Source organism: Mycoplasmopsis cynos (genome assembly GCF_900660545.1).
Taxonomy (GTDB): Bacteria; Bacillota_I; Bacilli_A; order Mycoplasmatales; family Metamycoplasmataceae; genus Mycoplasmopsis; species Mycoplasmopsis cynos.
The window spans coordinates 782,722-801,525 of the sequence record NZ_LR214986.1 but is presented as its reverse complement, the minus strand read 5'-3'; the positions used below and the strand labels follow the sequence as shown (position 1 = coordinate 801,525).

Here is an 18,804-nt window from a genome sequence, read left to right as displayed (position 1 = left end):
GCATAATATATAGGTTTATAAATGTAAACTAAAAAATGAAATTTTAATTTTATTAAAAAGTAGTTTATTTTGCCTAGATAAGAAACCAATTAGTAAAAAATGTTTTTCTATTTATGGCTCAGAAAAATTATTAGTAAAAAAAAAAAAAAAAATGGCGGAGATAACGGGAGTCGAACCCGTGTCCACACATAAAACATATAATGCATCTACAGTTTATGTCATTTTAATAATATTATTAATAAAAAATGACCAAAAAGTTAATAATATTTTAGCTAATTTAATTACTAGTTCGCTACTTTAGTAACTATCCTTTGTGCCTTCTTATATATTAAAGGAGTTATATATAAGAAACTTGTTGCTTTAATTAAGCAAAAGCAAGATTTGTTGATTGTGCATAGAAAAATGCACTATTATCAGTTTGAACTGATTCTTCTTTTTTGTTTCCGTTTAAGGAGCCTAGTGAAATTTATAGTCTTTCACACTACTGCAACACTATACACTCTATATATGTCGAAACCATTATATCCCCATTAATAATTTTTTATTATTTTTTGTAGTCTTTTTTGTGTTTCTTCTTTTGCTATTTTGTCTCTTTTATCATATTTTTTAAGACCTTTTGCAACAGCTATTTCAACTTTAATAAGTGATTTATTGTTAAAATAGATTTTTAATGGAATTAAAGTAACGTGATTAGTATCTAATTTGAATTTAAGCTTACGAATTTCGTTTTTATGCATCAAAAGTTTTCGATCTTTTGTTTCATCAACTTTTAATAACATATATTTTTTAAAAAATGATTCTTTTAATCATAGTTCATTTTTATATATTGAACAAAAAGCATTTGACAATGAAACTTCACCAGCTCTTGCGCTTTTTACTTCTCAACCTTCAAGGACTATACCTGTATCAAATCTCTCTAAAATTTCATAATCTCTAAAAGCAATTTTATTGTTTGAAATAATCTTCATAAGCATAATAATTTTACTATATTTAAACATTTTTTTATTTAATAATTCTGATAATTAAATTAGATTTATATTTTCTTATTTATGTTAATTATTACTTTTTGATTATTTTTGAATTTATTAATTTATTATAAATTAATCATTCAAACAATAACTTTATTAGTTTATTTTAGATGTTTAAAAAAATATTAAAATAACGCTAAAAGCATTATTCATAACTCATAAACGTTAAAAAATATTTTTTTAGATATAAAAATATGATGTTTTGATTGAAAAATGATAAATTAACTATTTAATCCTATAGTATGGTACTTTTTTATTTAATCTTTTATTTATTAATTATATTTTTACATATATAATATTTATATCTTATGCTTATAAAATAAAATATTAAGACACAAAAATTGTAGAAGGAAAATTATGAAACGTTTAAATTGTTTATATAAACCAAGTTTTGATAAAAACTTCCCATGAGTTTTAAAACATCCAAAAGTAAAAGCTGCCCTTGCGGTGTTTAAGACTCGTAAAGCTGCTTTAAACTGATTTTATTCATTAGATTATGAATGCGCTATTTGATTCCAAACAGTTAAGAAAATTGTTGGTGGATTAATTATTAATGAAAAAAATTCTGATTCAATATACGAATATGATTTAGATGTCGAAAGATTTGAAGATGGTAAGGTTAATTATTCTGATGCTATGGATGAAATTTTTGTTTCAACAACAACAGGATTAAGAAACGATAAAGCCGCTATCAAATTCTTAGAAACTATACATGAAAAAGTTGATTATAAAGTTATTTCTGATCATAAAACATATTTCCCAATTGATGATGATTACATTCCTGAAAGAAGAAAAAATAGCAAAGATATTCAAATCGAAAAATTAACTCAAGAAGTTAATGAGTTGGATGAATTGTTAAAAGATACTAGTGGTAAATTTAAACAAGAAATTGAAGAATTAAAACTTAAATTGAAAGATAGTAATGCTGACAAAGAAGCTTTATTAAAAGAAATTAAAGCATTAAGAATGAAAATTGTTGAAGAGTCAGTAGTTCAAGCGAAAGAAGCAGAAAAGGTAGTTAAAGAAACCAAAAAAGCAGAACCGAAAAAAGTTGTTGAAAAAGTTGAGATTGTTAAGGAAGTGGTAAAAGAAGTTCCGATATACATAGAAAAAGAAGTTATCAAAGAAGTTCCTGTGTACATCGAAAAAGAAGTGGTAAAAGAAGTTCAAACAGTAAAACAATCTGTTGTTGAAAGTAAGAAGTATGCTTACATTAAAAACTTATCATTAATGAAACAATTAGAATCATTAGCTCTTTATGCTAAAAAAGTAGAAGCTATTTCAAATAGTTATGAAAAAGAAGTTATTACATCAGAAAAAGATTTTATGGACATTAAGAGTGAATTTGAAAAAGTATTAGGATTTGAAAAAACATTAGCTAGTTCAAATCTTGATGATAAATCAAAGCAATTACTTAAACTAATTTCTAAATCACTTGCAACATCAGTAGAAAAGCTTTCAAAAGTTATTAAAGGTTCTAAGGAAGTTGAATACGTGCCAGCTAAATTTATATACTATAAAAAATCTACAGGGGAAAATTTAAGACTAGCACAAATCTTATCATATGTTTCTTATGATGGAAAACATATTGCTTTTGTTAATGAAAAAGATTATAAATATGCTGTATTCACATCACCCACTATGGATAAGTCATACTTCTTGGTATTTGAATCAGCAACATCTCCAATGCCTATTACATCACCTGCTAAGCCAAAATCTGAAGTTGCAAAGCCTGCTGAAGTTACAGAAGCTTCTAAACATAATGAAGTTTCATGAGCTTATACATTCTGAGCAATTATTTTATATGGAATTGCTTATGTAATTTTACTTGTATTAGTAATTGTATTGGCTATTGCATATTTTGGAGGAAATTAATTATCAATAAAAATCAAGCAAAATTGCTTGATTTTTATTTTTATTTAAAATAGTTTATGATTTATAAATCAATATTTTTTACATATTTAGCATTAATAGAAATAAATTCTTTTCTAGGTTCCACATTTTCGCCCATTAAGGTTTCGAAGATTCTATCAGCGCGGTAAGCATCTTCAATTTGTACTTGCAGCATTTTTCTTTTTTCAGGCATCATAGTTGTTTCTTTTAACTGTTGCGCGTCCATTTCACCAAGACCTTTATAACGTTGAATAGTGAATTTAATATTAGGATTTAATGATGCAATATGTTCTTCCTTTTCTTTTTCATTAAATGCATATAGTATTGTTTTATTTTGTTGAATTTTATAAAGTGGAGGCTGTGCTATGTAAATGAAACCATATTCAATTAATGGTCTAAAATATCTATAAAAGAATGTTAATAATAATGTTCTAATGTGTGCCCCATCAACATCAGCATCAGTCATAATGATTATTTTGTGATATCTTAGTTTATTGATATTAAAACTGTCATCAATACCAGCGCCGATCGCATTTATTAATGACATTATTTCTTCATTCATAAATATGCGATCGCGCTTTGCTCTTTCTGTATTTAAAATTTTACCCTTTAGTGGCAAGATAGCTTGAAAAACCTTATCTCTGCCCATTTTAGCAGACCCTCCAGCTGATTGTCCTTCGACAATGAATAATTCACATATTTCAGCGTTTTTTGATGAACAAGGAGCTAATTTCCCAGGCATTGAACCACTTTCAAATGGAAGTTTTTTTCTCTCATTGTCCCTCGCTGCATTCGATGCTATTCTACTTCTTCTTGCTGAAATTGCTTTTTCAATTATTTTTTTTGCAACATCAGGATTTTCATTTAAAAATCTTTCTAGTACTTCTGAATAAACATCATTTACAGCTTTACGAGCATCTTTGGAACCGAGTTTTCCTTTTGTTTGACCTTCAAATTGTGGTTCAGGGTGCTTGATTGATATAACAGCAACTAGGCCTTCAACTAGATCATCCCTAGTGAATTTTTCATTTTCATTCTTGATGTAACCTTTATCAATTGCATAATTATTAATAAGGCGCATTATAGCATCATAAAAACCTGATAAATGTGTTCCACCTTCATGAGTTGAAATGTTATTGGTATATGTAATTAAATTCGGTCTATATAAGTCAGTTAAATATTGAGAAGCAACCTCTACACCAATTAAAACATCGTTACCTGTTATTTCATGTTTATATGAATATTCTCCGCTTGCATATAATACATTAGTTAAATGAACGTAACCTTTGTTTAATTCATTAATATAATCCACAATACCATTATGATATTGGTACTCTTGATATGAGTTATCTCTATGATCTTTAAGACTAACAAATAAACCTTTATTTAGATATGCAATTTGTTTAGCGTGGTCGGCAATTAACTCTTTATCAAAAGGAAGTTTTTCCATTATTGTATAATCTGGTTCAAACTGAATTTTTGTTCCTGTTTCTGATCCATGATATTGACCGATTATTTCAGTGTGTTTAACAACTTTTCCACCATTAGCAAATTCTGCATAATAAATATTTCCGTCTCTTTTAATTCAAGCTTTTAATGATTTACTTAAAGCGTTAACAACACTTGCGCCCACACCATGTAATCCACCACTTACTTTATAAGCGTTTGATTCAAATTTACCACCAGCGTTTAATTTGGTTAATACAACTTCAAGAGCACTGATACCAAATTTTTCATGAGTACCAACTGGAATACCTCTTCCGTTATCTTCTACAATAATTTGATTATTTTCTGTAATAGTGATAAATATTTTATCAGCAAATCCGGCCATACATTCATCAACAGAGTTATCAACTATTTCCCATACCATATGATGTAACCCAGATTTTGATGTACTACCTATGTACATTCCTGGACGTTTTCTAACATGTTCAAGACCCTCTAAATAAGTGATATTTGATGCATCATAATTATGGTTTTTACTAGACATATTTACTCCTTTTTTATTACATATTACATATGTAATAAATACGGTACAATTATACCACTTATTTTGATTTTGATAATTATTCATTTTGTCTAGATAGCATTAGCTAAATTATAACTGTTTAAAAAATACATCTGCTTCTTTGTGAGTTCAAATCCCCTTTTGTATTTCTTTTGCTTTTAACTCAATATTAATCAATTCTTTATAAAATTCATATTGTTCATTTGTCGAGGTATAAAAAGGCTTTTTAGGATTTTGTGCTTGGATGAACGCAACTCTTGCATATCCTTTTTTAACCATTAGTAAGTTTAATGATTCATTATTTTTAAAAATTAAAGCAACTGTTCTATGAAATTTATCTTTTGTTATTCTTGAAATTTTAATTTGATTTTTAGATGATTCAATTTGTTCTTTAAGATATTTTTTAGCTAATTGAGCATAGAAGTTTTCGTATTTAGCGATCATATCTTCATTAACTCTAAGTTTTAGTGTTTCTGGTGTATCAATTCCGTAAAGTCTTATTATTTCTAATTCATTATTTTCATTTATTATTTGAATAGTATCCCCATCAATTACTTTTTTGACAAATACAACTATTGTTTTTTGGTTACTTAAATGACAAGAAGTAGCTAAAATAGAAAAAATAGTAATGTAAATGAAATTAAGAAATGTTTTGAAAGATTTTCACATATTTTTATGATAAATATTTTAAAAAACGCGGACAAAAAAAGCACATATTTATGTGCTATTTTTATGTTTATTTATGCTTTATTATTTGAACCAAATTCGTGAATTTTTTCTCTTACAATATTGCACATTGCATCAAAACCTGGTTTGTATAACTTACGTGGATCGAAATTTTTTCCTTCAAGGTCTTTTCCGCTTAAAATGTATTCTCTTAAAGCTTTATGGTTAGCTTGTTGAAGTTCAGTGTTAACATTAATTTTTGTAACTCCTAAACTAATAGCCTTTTTGATTTGCTCACTTGGAATACCGCTTCCACCATGTAAAACAATACCAATTCCGGTTGCGCCTGATATTTCTTGTAATTTTTCAAAATTTAATGATTTTCAATTTGCTGGGTATGGACCATGAATGTTACCAATACCAGCAGCTAAAACATCAATTCCTAATTGTGCCATTTTTTTAGCTTCTTCTGGATCAGCAAATTCTCCATTACCAATAATACCATCTTCTTCACCACCAATTGTTCCAACTTCAGCTTCGAATGACATATTCTTATCTTTAGCTAAAGCAAGAAGCTCACTTGTCTTTGTGTAGTTTTCTTCAAAAGCTAAGTGTGACCCATCGAACATTAATGATGTATATCCATCAGTTTCGATCGCTTTTTTAGCTCCAGCATATGAACCGTGATCTAAGTGCAAGGCAACTGGTACAGTTATGTTTAAATCATTGATTAATCCTAAAACCATTCCACTTACAACTTCAAAACCACCCATATATTTAATTGCTCCTTCACTTGTGGCAATAATTATTGGTGATTTCTCAGCTTCAGCTGTTAATAGAATCGCCTTTGCTCATTCTAAATTATTAATATTTATGTGGGGAATAGCATATTTTTCTTGTTTTGCTTTTTTCAACATTTCTTTTGCATTTACTAACGCCATTTTATACTCCTTTAATTAAACGTTTTTGTGTTTAGAACATCATGTTCCATCTTCATTACGAAGGAATTTTTTATCAACTGTTAAAAGACGGTATAACTCACCTATACGTTTTTCTCTAACTTTCTCATATGTTTCATTAGGATTGTTAACTAAAAATCTTTTCATTCAAATTTCTTTTAATTCTTTTTCTACTTCATTAAAAATTTCATCAAATGTAAAGTTGTTATTTGGTTGACTAAGAATTAGATTACTTGCTACCTCTAGCATTGTTGTATTTTTCATATAAACCCTAACCTTTAGTTGTGTAAATATTTTTTATATTATACTAAAAAAATATTTTTTTAAAATGACTATTGCTATTAAATATCTTTAAATTTACACTAGTAAAAAAATAAAGTCACTCTTAAAATGAAGTGATTTTATTTTTTACATTGATTTGGGCGCGCTAACACCAATTAAATTTAATACTAATTTAAATACTATTTGGACTGCTTTTACTAATGCACTATAGTATTCTTCATAAACATTGTTGATAAGCTTTGTTTCAGCATAAAAACTATTGAATGAGTTGGAAAGATTTAATAAATATTGACTTAATAAATTAACTTTTGATGTTTGAATTATTGTTGCTAGTAAACTAGGCAATTCATCTAAAATTAAAATGATTTTTTTAGCCTTACTTGATAAATGAATATTATTAAGCAATTTTGGTTTTTTAAGATTTTTCAATAATGAAACTGTTCTAGCATAAGAATATTGGACATTATAAACCGGATTGCTTGCATCTTTTGAATTTGCACTATCAATATCAAAATCATACTTAGTATTAATTTCTCTTGTTAACATCATAAATCTAATTGCATCTGATGATGTATTATCAAGTAAGTCAGCAAGTGTAATACTGGTGCCTGCTCTTTTGGACATTTTGAATTCTTTTCCATTTTTAATCAGTCTTACGAGTTGAATAATTAAAAAGTTTAATTTTTCTGAATTATAACCAAGACATTGAATCGCAATCCTCATTCTATCAACATATCCTGAATGATCGGCACCCCAAATATCAATAATTGAATCTGACTTTTGTAGTTTTGTTTCATGATAGGCAATATCAGGAGTTAAGTAAGTATATTGTCCATCACTTTTTATTAAAACTCTATCTTTATCATCACCAAATGCAGTTGTGTTTAAAAATAATGCTTCATCTTTATGATATGTATACTTTGATAATTTTTTAATTACAGGCGCGATTAAATTATTTTTTGTAAGATCTTTTTCACTTGAAAAAGTATCAAAATAAACATTTATTTTTTTTAGATCTTTTTTAATTTTGTCTAAAAGTATTGCGACACTAATATTTTTCAATTCTTCGAATTTTTTATCATCCATACTTAAGAAGTAATCATGATATTTTGATTTAATTTTTTTTGCTGCTCAAATAATATCGCTACCTCTATAAGAATCCTCAGGCATTTCTGCTTTAATTTTAAATAATTCCTGATATCTAACAAAGATAGATTGACCCAAAATATTAATTTGATTTCCTGCATCATTAATATAATATTCTGCTTCAACTTGATGGCCAGCGTGTTTTAAAACTCTAATTAATGAATCTCCAAAAACTGCACCCCGAACATGACCAACGTGTAAAAAACCAGTAGGATTTGCTGAAACATATTCGACATTAATTTTTTTAGTTTCAACAAAACCTGCACCATATTTAATTCCTTGTCTTAAAACGTTTTTTATAACACTGCTAAATAACTTTTCATTTAAAACAAAATTTAAAAAACCAGGTGCACTAACAGAAATAATTTCAATATTTGAATTATTTGATAATTTTTCCTTAATTTTGTTAGCAATCTCAATTGGTGCTACCTTTTTAAATTTTTTTAAAATAAAAGCTAAATTAGTTGAAAAGTCATAATTAATTTGATTTTTATTACTTTCTTCTGGGATGTTTGGTTCGGTTATTGAATAGTTTAATTCAGAAACGTTTAAATCTATATCAAAGTATTTTTGATTATTAAATTCAATTAAACAATCATTCAATATGTCCTTTAGTTTTTGTTTTAGATTCATAGAATCTCCTTTTTTATTTTTTAAAATAAAACACATATTTTGAAATATATATTTAAATTATAAAACTAAAAAAATATTTATAATATAAATATGTTAAAAATTTACGTTTGTGGTCCTACTGTTTATAATTTTGTTCACATTGGAAATTTGAGACCAATTATTACATATGATTTAATGTTAAAAGCTGCAAGAATATTAGATGTTGATTTTAAATTCATTCATAATATCACTGATATCGATGATAAAATTATCATTCAAGCAGCAAAAGAACATATATCTGAAAAAGAATTGGCAACAAAATATGCTAATGATTACTTAGATGTTTTAAAAAAATTTAACGTTGATACTATAACAAATTATGAATATGTAACTAAAAATATTGACCAAATTATTTTAATTATTCATAAAATGCTTGCAACAAATGATGCATATCAGGTTAACGGTAATGTATGATTTAATACTCAAAAAAATTTAGAATATTATGGTAGAATTTCTGGGCAAAAAATAGAAAATATGTCTTTTGAAGAAACTACTTTTGAAAAAAGACATAAGGCAGATTTTGCTTTATGAAAGAGTACTTCAAGTGGAATCAAATACAATTCTCCATTTGGTCCAGGTCGACCAGGATGACATACAGAGTGTGTTGCTTTAATTTATAAACATTTTCAAGAGCAAGGATTAGATCTCCATGGTGGTGGAATGGATTTAACTTTTCCTCATCATGAAAATGAGAATGTACAATTTTATAGTTTATTTTATAAAGATCTTGCAAAAAGGTGATTGCGAACAGGTCAAATTAATTTAAATAATCAAAAAATGTCTAAGTCATTAAATAATGTATTTATGGCAAAAGATTTTTTAAAGGTTTATTCACCTGATCATCTAAAATTAATTTTTTTATTAAATAATATTACTTCAATTATTAATATTGATGATAATTTGATTAATAATGTTGAAATAATGCTTACTAGAATAAGAAAGATTTATTTTTTATCTCATTTATTAAAGGATCAAAATACTAAGTATAATGATGGGGAATTTTTAAGTATCATTAAGCATATTTATGAACTGAGGTTTTCTGATTTTATTAAAGCAGTAAATGATTTAATTAAAGAAATAAATGCTTCAAAAAATGTTGAAAGCATAAATCTACTAAAAAAGATATTTGATTCATTAGGATTCGAGTTTAACAAGTTTGATTTTTCAAACTATGTGACAATTTATAATGAATGAAAAGATTATTTAGTCAAAAAAGATTATTTTAATGCAGACAAAATAAGAGAAATATTAATTAAAGAAAAATTAATTTAGGTTAACTAAAATTATGAAAAATGGAGCAAAAAATATGAAAGAATTAATGTTGTGTGGTAAAAACTCAGTTCTTGATGCTTATAGAAATAATATTAAAATTAAAAAAATATTTATTTTAAATCCAGAAAATTTAAAGTATTTCGATGAGAAAAGTATTAATATTGAAATCAAGGACCAAAAATTTTTTAATTCTTTTACAAAAGAAAATCATCAAGGATTTATTGCAATAATTAATGAGCTTATTTATAGAGATTTAGATTTTTTAATCAAAAATAAACCAACCGCAGTTTTAGCATTAGATAAAATTCAAGACCCACATAATTTAGGAGCAATCATAAGAACTACAAATGCAGCAGGAATAAAAGATATTATTTTATCTAAAGAACATTCAGCTGATATCAATTCTACAGTTCTTAAAATTTCATCTGGTGGTTTTGTTAATATGAATTTTTATAAAGTAAATAGTTTATCAGCGAGTTTAACAAAGCTCAAAAAAAACGGATACTGAGTTTATGCAACTGCGCTAAATGAAAATGCAGTTCCACACATAAATGTTAATTATAATTTACCATCAATTATTGTTGTTGGTAATGAAGGAGAGGGAGTATCGAAAAGTGTTTTATCAGTATCTGATGTCAATGTTTATATTAATCAAAAAGGTACAGTGCAATCATTAAATGTTTCTGTTGCAACTGGTATTATACTTTTTGATTTTTTAGCAAAAAATGAAAATAAAAAAAATTAACACAGAAATTTTAAATAGTGACCTTGTGAAATTTATGAAAATTAAAGAGTTAAAATTTCCATCAATTAATAGAGTTTTGAATCGTTTTGAAATAATGTATGAGAAAGAGATTAAACTTTTAATTAATAAAATATATTGGATATATACAAAAAATAATATTGATCGTGATGAAATAAAAAATCAGTTACTATTATCAGTTTGAGAGATAATGACTCAAAAAGAATTTCCAAAATATAAAAATTTTGAGGGTTATTTTTGAAGTACATTAAAGTTGAAATTATTAAATAAATTTAATAGACAAATTAATCGACAATATGATTTTGAATCAAGAGTTAGTTATAATAAAATGAATCTTTCATCACTAAATGCGCGATATCAAAGAATTAATGTAGAAGAATCAAAGAAAGTAAGTTTAAATGAGGTAAATAGTTTGCTTGATGATCAAGAAAAATATCTTTTAAACTGCAAGATAAATTTTATAAAACCGCGAATTTCAAGTTGAAAACAAAAAGAAATGATGCAAAATATTAAAACAAAAACAAGCTGCTTATTTATTTAGAAGAATCTTGAGTATTTTATTAAAAAATGCATTTACTAAATTTAAAAAATCATGTCAAGATAATAAAAAACTTGTGTGTCTTTGGACAGACAAGTTTTTTATTATTAATTTTGATTATATTATTGTATATATTAAAGTATATTGAAATTAATTATACAGCAACTATGTTCCATAGTTTTTGATAATACTTAAACATAAATTAAATGGAGAAAATAATATGAAAAGTAAGAAAATGAGTCTTATATTAGGTATTGCAATGCCTTTGAGTATCATTGCCTCAAGTTCTTCTATTATTGGATGCAATATACTTGATAAACCAAAATCGAAAAATTCAGAAGAATTAAAAGATGAAATCAAATCATTAAATGAAAAAGCTCAACATTTACTTGAATCAAAAACACAAAAAGAAAAAGATAATGCTTTATTACAAAATAAATTACAGAAAGTGACATCTGATTTTCGAACTAAAGAAGATAATGTTAAACTATTAGAAAAAGAAATTCAAAAATTAGAGCAAAGATTTAATTTATTAAATAATAAACAAGTGCCACTTCAAAGAGAATTGACAGAAATAATTAAAAAATTAAATGATTTTCAAGCTAAATTAGAAACTAATAAAAAAGAACAAACAAAAATAGAAAATGATTTAGCAAAAGAAAAAGAAAATGAAAAAATTACTAAATTAGAAATTGAACAAAAAACAAATGAATTAGATAAAAAAGATGCAATCAAAAAGAAAGCGGAAGCTGAAAAAGAATATTCAGGTGGATTTTTTGATGATAAGAATGATGAGGTAAATGAACTAGCTAAAAAACTTGAAGAAAGCAAGAAGTACGAAGCAGAAATAAAATCAAAGTATATTGAGGAAGAAAAGAAACTTACTAAAATAGAGATAAAATTAAAAGAACTTAAAGAAGCAAAAGAAAAATCAATTACATCAGATGCTGATGAAAAATATGCAAGCGAAGAGTTCTTAAAATCTAAAGAAAATGTTGAAAAACAATTTTATAATATTAAACAGTGAGTAGTAGAATCACGTAAGATAAATTCAGAACTTAAAGAAGTAAGTGAATGATTAAAAAACCATTCAGAAAGTTCAAAACCTGAAAATATTAATTATTTTGAATACAAAGAAAATATTAATAAGCAAAAAGAATTATCAAGTGAAATAGAAAAGTTACAAAAAAATATAGTTGATGCTGCAAAACTTATACACGAATATAAAGAAGACGTAGAATTTTGAAAAGACCCTCTTAGTGTTTTGAATCCAACATTATTAAAAAATATAGAGGACTTTGTGAGAGAAAAATATTTATTTAATTATGAAAAAGATAATTTAGTATTAGTATTAGGGCTTGAAAAACGCGATGCTATTGAAAATAGAAAAGAAATCGAAGCTTATCTTGATGATGCAAACTTTGATTTTACAAAATGACAATATGACTATTCAGAAAGAGAACGAGCTTTTAAAACAGCTGAAAAAGATTTCAATGATATTAAAAAAGCAAAAGAAATGGCGGTAGAAAAACAAAATAACATAAGAAATGAAATTGGACAAAAAACTAAAGAAATCAGTAATAAAACAGACGAAATAAATCAATTAAAATCACAAGTAAAACAACTTCAGCAAGAAAAAACTAACAAAGAAAAATTATTAAAAAATGTTGATGAAGCAACAAAAAATGAAGAAAAAGATTTAGCTAATTTAAAAACAAAAATTGCAAATCTAAAGAATGATCTTAAATTAGCAAATGAAGCAAAAGTGAATGTTGAAAAAGAATTAAATATTACCAGAGCAAAAAAAGAAAATCTAGAAAGAGAACTTTCAAATATAGATACTCAAATCCAAAGGAACAAATATAATTTAGAATTAGCAAGTAAAAAGCTAGAAAAATTACAAATTAATAAATAATATTTAAAAAAGTTATATGTAATTTAAATACATATATCTTTTTAATAAAATCATTATTGTAAAAGTGAAAAAAATTTTATTTTAATAATAAAAGAGTACAATATAAATGTATTTTAAAGGAGATTTATGCCAAAATTTAAAAGAGTATTTATGATTGTTACTGATGGATTAGGTATCGGCCCAGATCGTGATCAAAAAGCATTTGGTGACGCCGGCGCTAATACTATTAAATCAGCATCAATGGTAAAAGAATTTAAAATTGATAATTGAAAAAAACTTGGAATTGGTAATATAACAGACTTAAATGGAAATTATCATGTAGCAAAACCTCTTGCATATATGGCAAAGATCCAAGAGGTTTCTAATGCAAAAGATACACTTGCAGGTCATTGAGAAATGATGGGAATTAAAACATTAATTCCTTTTCCGACTTTTTCTGAAACAGGATTTCCTGTTGAATTAATAGAAGAACTTTCAAAAGCGTTTGATGGTAGACCAATTGTAGGAAATAAAGCTTCATCTGGTACTGAAATTATTAATGAGTTAGCTCATGAAGAAAAAGAACGTGGTGCAATAATTGTTTATACTTCAAATGACTCTGTTTTACAAATTTGTGCTCACGAAGAATGAACAGGATTAGATAATTTATATCGTTATGCTAAAGCAGCTAGAGAAATTTGTTCATCACGTCCAGAATGAAATGTGGGACGTATCATAGCAAGACCATATATTGGAGATTTTGGTAATTTTACTAGAACATTTAACCGTCATGATTATGCAAATAAACCAAGAGAAATGATTTTAAATAGATTACAGGATAAAGGTGTTGAAGTTATTTCGATTGGAAAAATAAATGATATCTTTGTGGGTCAAGGAATTACAACTCACTATCCTAGTGAAGGCGATGCTAATGGTATGGATATAACAATTGATTTAGCAAAAAAAGATGGTGAGAACCAATTAATTTTTACTAACTTAGTACAATTCGACTCACACTATGGCCACCGTAGAAATGTTATAGGATACGCAGAAAACATTGCTTTATTAGATGATAAACTCGGTAAATTATTAAATGTTTTAAAAGAAGATGATTTATTAATAATGACTTCTGATCATGGTAATGATCCATTATATCCAGGTTTTAACCACACAAGAGAATTTTTACCAGCTACTATTTTTTCTAAGTCATTTACTAAACCGAAAGTTTTACCAAATTTCGAAGGATTAGGAACCTTAGGAAATATAATAGCAAGAAACTTTGATGTTGAAGTTGTTGCAGAAACTGGTGATGATATTTTTGATCAACTAGTTTAATAATTTAAACAAGCATTTGCTTGTTTTTATTTGCATTAAAAATCGAAAAAATAGTTTTTTATGTAAAAAAATTTTTTGAAAATCATATATGTAAATAGTTCTTGGTTTTTGTTATCAAGTATAAAAATAAAATTATTATAAAAACGTATGAGACTATAATATAGGGATAAAAGTTTGCTTTTCTATAATAGAATCCTGTGATATTTAACTCTAATAGAAATGATGATTTACCTATTTTTTGGGTTCTTAATCTTCAAAAAGTATATAATTAAATCAGTAAAAAAATGAAAGGAACTTGCATGAAAAAAATACATATTAAAATTAAAAATTTGGATGAAATGGAATTCGAAATTCTTGAAAATGCTCAACCAGGAGACTTTATTTCATTAAAAGAAATTTTGGATGCTGGATCAAAAGAAATAACTAGATATATATCTGAAGCTTCAAATGTTATTTCGAGAGCTAAAGAAGAAGAGATATATAACAAAGCAAAAGAACATTTTTCAAAAAATGTTATTGAATCAAAAGAATATAATGATTTAATTATTAAATTTGAATCAGAAAAAAATGAACTATTAAGAGAATATCATTCTTCATTAAAAGAAGAACTTGAAAAAAATAGAAAATCATTATCAGCTAAATTTACTACTGACTTAGATGAAGCTCTTAAAAAAGAAAAAGAACTTATAGCTTTTCAGAAGAATATTGAATTCCTAGAACTACAAAACAAAATAAAAAGTCAATCAGAATTACTTTCTCGTAAAGAAAATGAATTTAATGATAAGATTTCTTTACTAGTAAAAGAAAAAGAAATAGAGATTCTATCACTTCGTAAAGATCTTGAAGATAAAATTAATGTACTAAATGCTGATTCATCACATAAAGATGAAAAAATAAAGTTTTTAGAAGAAGAAAAAAGCAATAAAGACAATATTATTAATGAAAAAGTAGCAGAAATTAATAAATTGAGTGGACAATTAATTGAAGCAAGGACAAAATCAAGTTGAAAAAATAATAACATTAAAACAATTGGGAATGAATTTGAAGATCATTTATTAAATATGCTTGAAGACGCTTTTAGTATGGATACAAATATTAGATTCAGTAAGGCAACACAAGCAATAAATGGTAAAATGCCAGATATTGTTATAGAATTCTTGGATAAGAAAAACGAAGACAATGTTATTGGAAAATTAGTAATTGAAGCTAAAGCAAAATTAACAGATGAAGGTTCAAAGAAAAACGAAGACTTTTATGATAAATTGGCTAAAGATATTAAAAATTATGGAGCGAATTTTGGTATATTAGTTACTGAATTAAATCCTGATGAGTCTATATTCATAAATTTTGCCAGAAATTATAATAATATTTTTATTGTAAGAGATGTGACATTTGTTTCTTTAGTTAAAATGTTAAGAATGCTCTTTGAAAAACAATCAGAAATTTCATATAAGGAAATGAATTTTAAACAAAAAGAAAGAATAATAAAAGAATTTGAAGAGTTCTTTGAAAAAAACATTAGGGATAATTTTGAAAGACTTCAAGATAGATTGTCAGAGATTTCTGAATTTGCAGATAAAATTAAAATAGAGTCTGAAAAAATTAAAGAAAAAATTAGAAGTATAGAAGAAAATACAATCAAAAAAATTGATAAAGCCTTTCAAGAAAAATTTTACAGACAAAGTTTTTTACTTGATGTTAATCAAGTAGCACAGAAACAAATTGGTAATATAAAAGACATTTCGGAAGAAGTAACTGAAGAATAAATATTTAATAATAAAAGAACATTAGGTTATATAAGCCAAATGTTCTTTTATTACAATTATTATTAATTTTGATAGTCCTCTTGTTGCTCTTCATAGCTCTCTGTATGTTTACATTTAGGGAAGCTTGCGCAACCTATAAATTTTTGTCCCTTTTTGTTATTTCTTATTAATAAAGTTCCGCCACATTCAGGACAAGCCCTTTCTAATTCAGTTGTTGAAAAATGATAGGTATTTATTTTTTCTGATGCAGTTATTACTTCTTCTTGAAATCTATTTCAAAAGTCTTGAAGTACATTATTTTTAAATAAAGTATTTTCGGCTATTTTATCTAATTCTTCTTCTACTTTTGCTGTATAACTCTCATTAATGATATTAGGAAATCCGGCAATTAATGAATCGCATAAAGCAAACCCAAATTCAGTTGGTTTTAATTGACTAGATTCACTTATTACAAACTTTCTATTTTTAATAATATTTACAGTTGTAGCAAATGTTGATGGCCTTCCAACCTTGATATTGTCAAGTTTTTCAATTAATGACCCTTCATTATATCTTGCCGGTGGTTGAGTTTCATGATCTTCAAAATTGAATGATTCAACATTGACAATTTGACCTTTATGATAGTCTGGATCTATTGGCTCTGGTGTTTTTTCTTTTATTACATAATAACCATCAAAAACTATTCTTGAAAATGATTGTCTAAAGTTATATTTTCCATTTGCAAATTCATATGATTTACTTTCTCGAATTGGTTGAGAAATTAGAGCCATTAAGGTGTTTTCGTATATTAAACGATATATTTTTAAGTCAGATTCAGATAATTCAGGATATTTTTGATATGCTAATTCAGGAGTTAATAAGATATTAGTTGGTCTAATCGCTTCATGAGCGTCTTGATCTCCACTAAATCCTTTAATTTCTGTAGCAACATATTCTTTACCTCATTTTTTATTAATGTAATCCTGTGCTTGATTAATGAAATCTTGTGAAAGTCTGGTGCTATCAGTTCTTGGATAACTAATTAAACCTCCGTCACCAAAACCTTCATATAGCTTTTGCATAATCGATTGAGTTGATGATGAACTTAATGGACTTTTCTTATATAAAGCCGATTGTTTGAAAGGTGTTATTGCAGGAACTTTTCTGCGAGAAATTGAAACATCAGTTACTAATAATTCTTTTTTTGCAGTTTCAAAATATTTTTTAATTTCATCTATTTCATTTGGCAAAATTCAATCTTTTCTATCATCTGCTAATTTATTAAAATAATATGCTAATTGCTCGTTTTGATAAATTTTAGCATTTAATTTAAAGTATTTTTCAGAAACAAAATTAAGGATTTCTCTTTCACGATCTATAACCAACTTAAGAGCAATTGATTGAACTCTACCGGCCGTAGGAATACCAGGTGCATTTTTAAATTTAACTTTCATTAAGTTACTTAATCTAAACCCGATAATTCTATCGAGCATTCTTCGAGATTTCTGTGCATTAATTAATCCTTCGTTAAGCGATGAGGGATTATTAATTGCTTTTATAATTGCATCCTTTGTAATTTCGTTATATCTAATTCTAGAATAGTTTTTGATTTTAAAATATTCAACAAGGTGTTGTCCGATTCCTTCACCTTCACGGTCAGGGTCAGTTGCTATATATACCTTGTCAATATCTTTTAAGGCTTCTTTTATTTCTTTAACTACTTTTCTTTTTGATGTGTCTAGGGCATATCTAGGTTCTCAATTTTCAAAATCAATACCAAGCCCAAATTGTCCATCTGTTTTCATTTTAAGAAAATGGCCAACTGAAGCAACAACTTCAAATTCATTTCCAAGATATTTTTTAATGGTTGCAACTTTATTTGGTGACTCAACGATAACTAAATTTTTCATACAAAATAATATACAATTATTTTTAATAAATCCAAATCATTTTTGTAAAAATAATTTTTTAAATTTATTAGAGAACTCAACTTTTTTAACTATATAATACACTTATTAATTAATAAATCTAAATTTTGATAATTTTAATATGATATTATAATTTATAAGAGTATAAAATACTAAAATACTCCTTAGCTATTTAATAAAATTTTATTTAAAAATAGCTCAGAAAGACCATGAGGAGCAAAATGAATAAATATGAAATAATGATGATTATTGATCCTAAAGCTGATGTTAAAATTGCATACGATCTTTTAGCAGAAGTTTTTGGAAAGGGTGTTCAAAAAGCTGAAAAGCTTGAAAATAATCATCTTGCTTACAAAATAAATAAATCTGGTTTTGCACAATATATTTTAGCTAATGTTGAATCAAAAGGTGAAAACATCGCTGAATTCACTCGTCGTTCAAACATTTTAAAAGAAGTTTGAAGAACATTAGTGATAAATCTTGATACTGAAAAAGGATTATCACCTAAAAAAGCAACTAAAAAACCTGTAAAATTTAAGAGAGTATTCGAAAGAAGACCGAAAGACAATTTAGCAGAAACAAATACAGAAAGACCAGCAAGAATTCAAAAACCACTACGTCCAAGAATTGAAAAAACTGAAACAAAATAATTAATCTCATAAAGGAAGTTTTAAA

At 26.0% G+C, this 18,804-nt stretch carries 15 protein-coding genes and 1 other RNA gene; 8 read left to right on the top strand and 8 right to left on the bottom strand.

The features are described from left to right. Positions 1-152 precede the first annotated feature (152 nt). Positions 153-529, bottom strand: a transfer-messenger RNA (tmRNA) gene (gene ssrA, locus EXC48_RS03625). A gap of 1 nt (position 530) precedes the next feature. Then, positions 531-968 carry an SsrA-binding protein gene (gene smpB / locus EXC48_RS03620; RefSeq protein WP_129721088.1) on the bottom strand — a complete coding sequence of 146 codons (438 nt, stop codon included), beginning with the start codon at positions 966-968 and terminating at the stop codon, positions 531-533. A gap of 417 nt (positions 969-1,385) precedes the next feature. Between smpB and EXC48_RS03615 the strand changes: the two genes are divergently transcribed. Then, positions 1,386-2,903 (top strand): MAG3090 family protein, encoded by a 1,518-nt coding sequence (locus tag EXC48_RS03615; protein WP_129720854.1) that lies wholly within the window; start codon positions 1,386-1,388, stop codon positions 2,901-2,903. A gap of 61 nt (positions 2,904-2,964) precedes the next feature. Here EXC48_RS03615 and EXC48_RS03610 read toward each other — a convergent pair whose 3' ends face one another. From EXC48_RS03610 to argS, 5 genes are all read right to left on the bottom strand, one after another. Further along, positions 2,965-4,911 (bottom strand): DNA topoisomerase subunit B, encoded by a 1,947-nt coding sequence (locus tag EXC48_RS03610; RefSeq protein ID WP_129720852.1) that lies wholly within the window; start codon positions 4,909-4,911, stop codon positions 2,965-2,967. 108 nt (positions 4,912-5,019) lie between these two features. Then, positions 5,020-5,598 (bottom strand): thermonuclease family protein, encoded by a 579-nt coding sequence (locus tag EXC48_RS03605; RefSeq protein ID WP_129720849.1) that lies wholly within the window; start codon positions 5,596-5,598, stop codon positions 5,020-5,022. A 71-nt stretch (positions 5,599-5,669) separates the two neighbouring features. Then, positions 5,670-6,536, bottom strand: coding sequence for a class II fructose-1,6-bisphosphate aldolase (gene fba, locus EXC48_RS03600; protein WP_015287561.1), 867 nt, complete (start codon positions 6,534-6,536; stop codon positions 5,670-5,672). 15 nt (positions 6,537-6,551) lie between these two features. Further along, positions 6,552-6,818, bottom strand: coding sequence for a DNA-directed RNA polymerase subunit delta (gene rpoE / locus EXC48_RS03595; RefSeq protein WP_015287560.1), 267 nt, complete (start codon positions 6,816-6,818; stop codon positions 6,552-6,554). Between the two features lie 144 nt (positions 6,819-6,962). Next, entirely contained in the window at positions 6,963-8,615 is a 1,653-nt protein-coding gene (gene argS / locus EXC48_RS03590) for an arginine--tRNA ligase (RefSeq protein WP_129720847.1), read from the bottom strand. Between the two features lie 90 nt (positions 8,616-8,705). On the opposite strand from argS, the gene EXC48_RS03585 reads away from it, so the two are divergent. From EXC48_RS03585 to EXC48_RS03560, 6 genes are all read left to right on the top strand, one after another. Next, positions 8,706-9,926 (top strand): class I tRNA ligase family protein, encoded by a 1,221-nt coding sequence (locus tag EXC48_RS03585; RefSeq protein WP_129720845.1) that lies wholly within the window; start codon positions 8,706-8,708, stop codon positions 9,924-9,926. A 34-nt stretch (positions 9,927-9,960) separates the two neighbouring features. Continuing rightward, on the top strand, positions 9,961-10,671 hold the full coding sequence (rlmB, locus tag EXC48_RS03580; RefSeq protein ID WP_129721086.1) for a 23S rRNA (guanosine(2251)-2'-O)-methyltransferase RlmB: 711 nt from the start codon (positions 9,961-9,963) through the stop codon (positions 10,669-10,671). Beyond that, positions 10,652-11,230, top strand: a complete 579-nt coding sequence (locus tag EXC48_RS03575) for a hypothetical protein (protein WP_129720844.1) — start codon at positions 10,652-10,654, stop codon at positions 11,228-11,230. The genes rlmB and EXC48_RS03575 overlap by 20 nt, the downstream gene beginning before the upstream one ends. Before the next feature lie 217 nt (positions 11,231-11,447). After that, positions 11,448-13,142 carry a coiled-coil domain-containing protein gene (locus EXC48_RS03570; protein WP_129720842.1) on the top strand — a complete coding sequence of 565 codons (1,695 nt, stop codon included), beginning with the start codon at positions 11,448-11,450 and terminating at the stop codon, positions 13,140-13,142. A gap of 126 nt (positions 13,143-13,268) precedes the next feature. After that, positions 13,269-14,456, top strand: a complete 1,188-nt coding sequence (locus EXC48_RS03565; RefSeq protein WP_129720840.1) for a phosphopentomutase — start codon at positions 13,269-13,271, stop codon at positions 14,454-14,456. Between the two features lie 299 nt (positions 14,457-14,755). Beyond that, positions 14,756-16,222 (top strand): DUF2130 domain-containing protein, encoded by a 1,467-nt coding sequence (locus EXC48_RS03560; RefSeq protein WP_129720838.1) that lies wholly within the window; start codon positions 14,756-14,758, stop codon positions 16,220-16,222. Between the two features lie 62 nt (positions 16,223-16,284). Here the strand turns inward: EXC48_RS03560 and topA are convergent, their stop codons facing one another. Beyond that, complete coding sequence (gene topA / locus EXC48_RS03555; RefSeq protein WP_129720836.1) at positions 16,285-18,111, bottom strand: type I DNA topoisomerase; 1,827 nt, start codon at positions 18,109-18,111, stop codon at positions 16,285-16,287. Positions 18,112-18,350: 239 nt separating this feature from the next. Between topA and rpsF the strand changes: the two genes are divergently transcribed. Next, a complete protein-coding gene (gene rpsF / locus EXC48_RS03550; protein WP_129720834.1) occupies positions 18,351-18,779 on the top strand; it encodes a 30S ribosomal protein S6 in 429 nt (142 codons plus the stop codon). Positions 18,780-18,804: the final 25 nt, after the last annotated feature.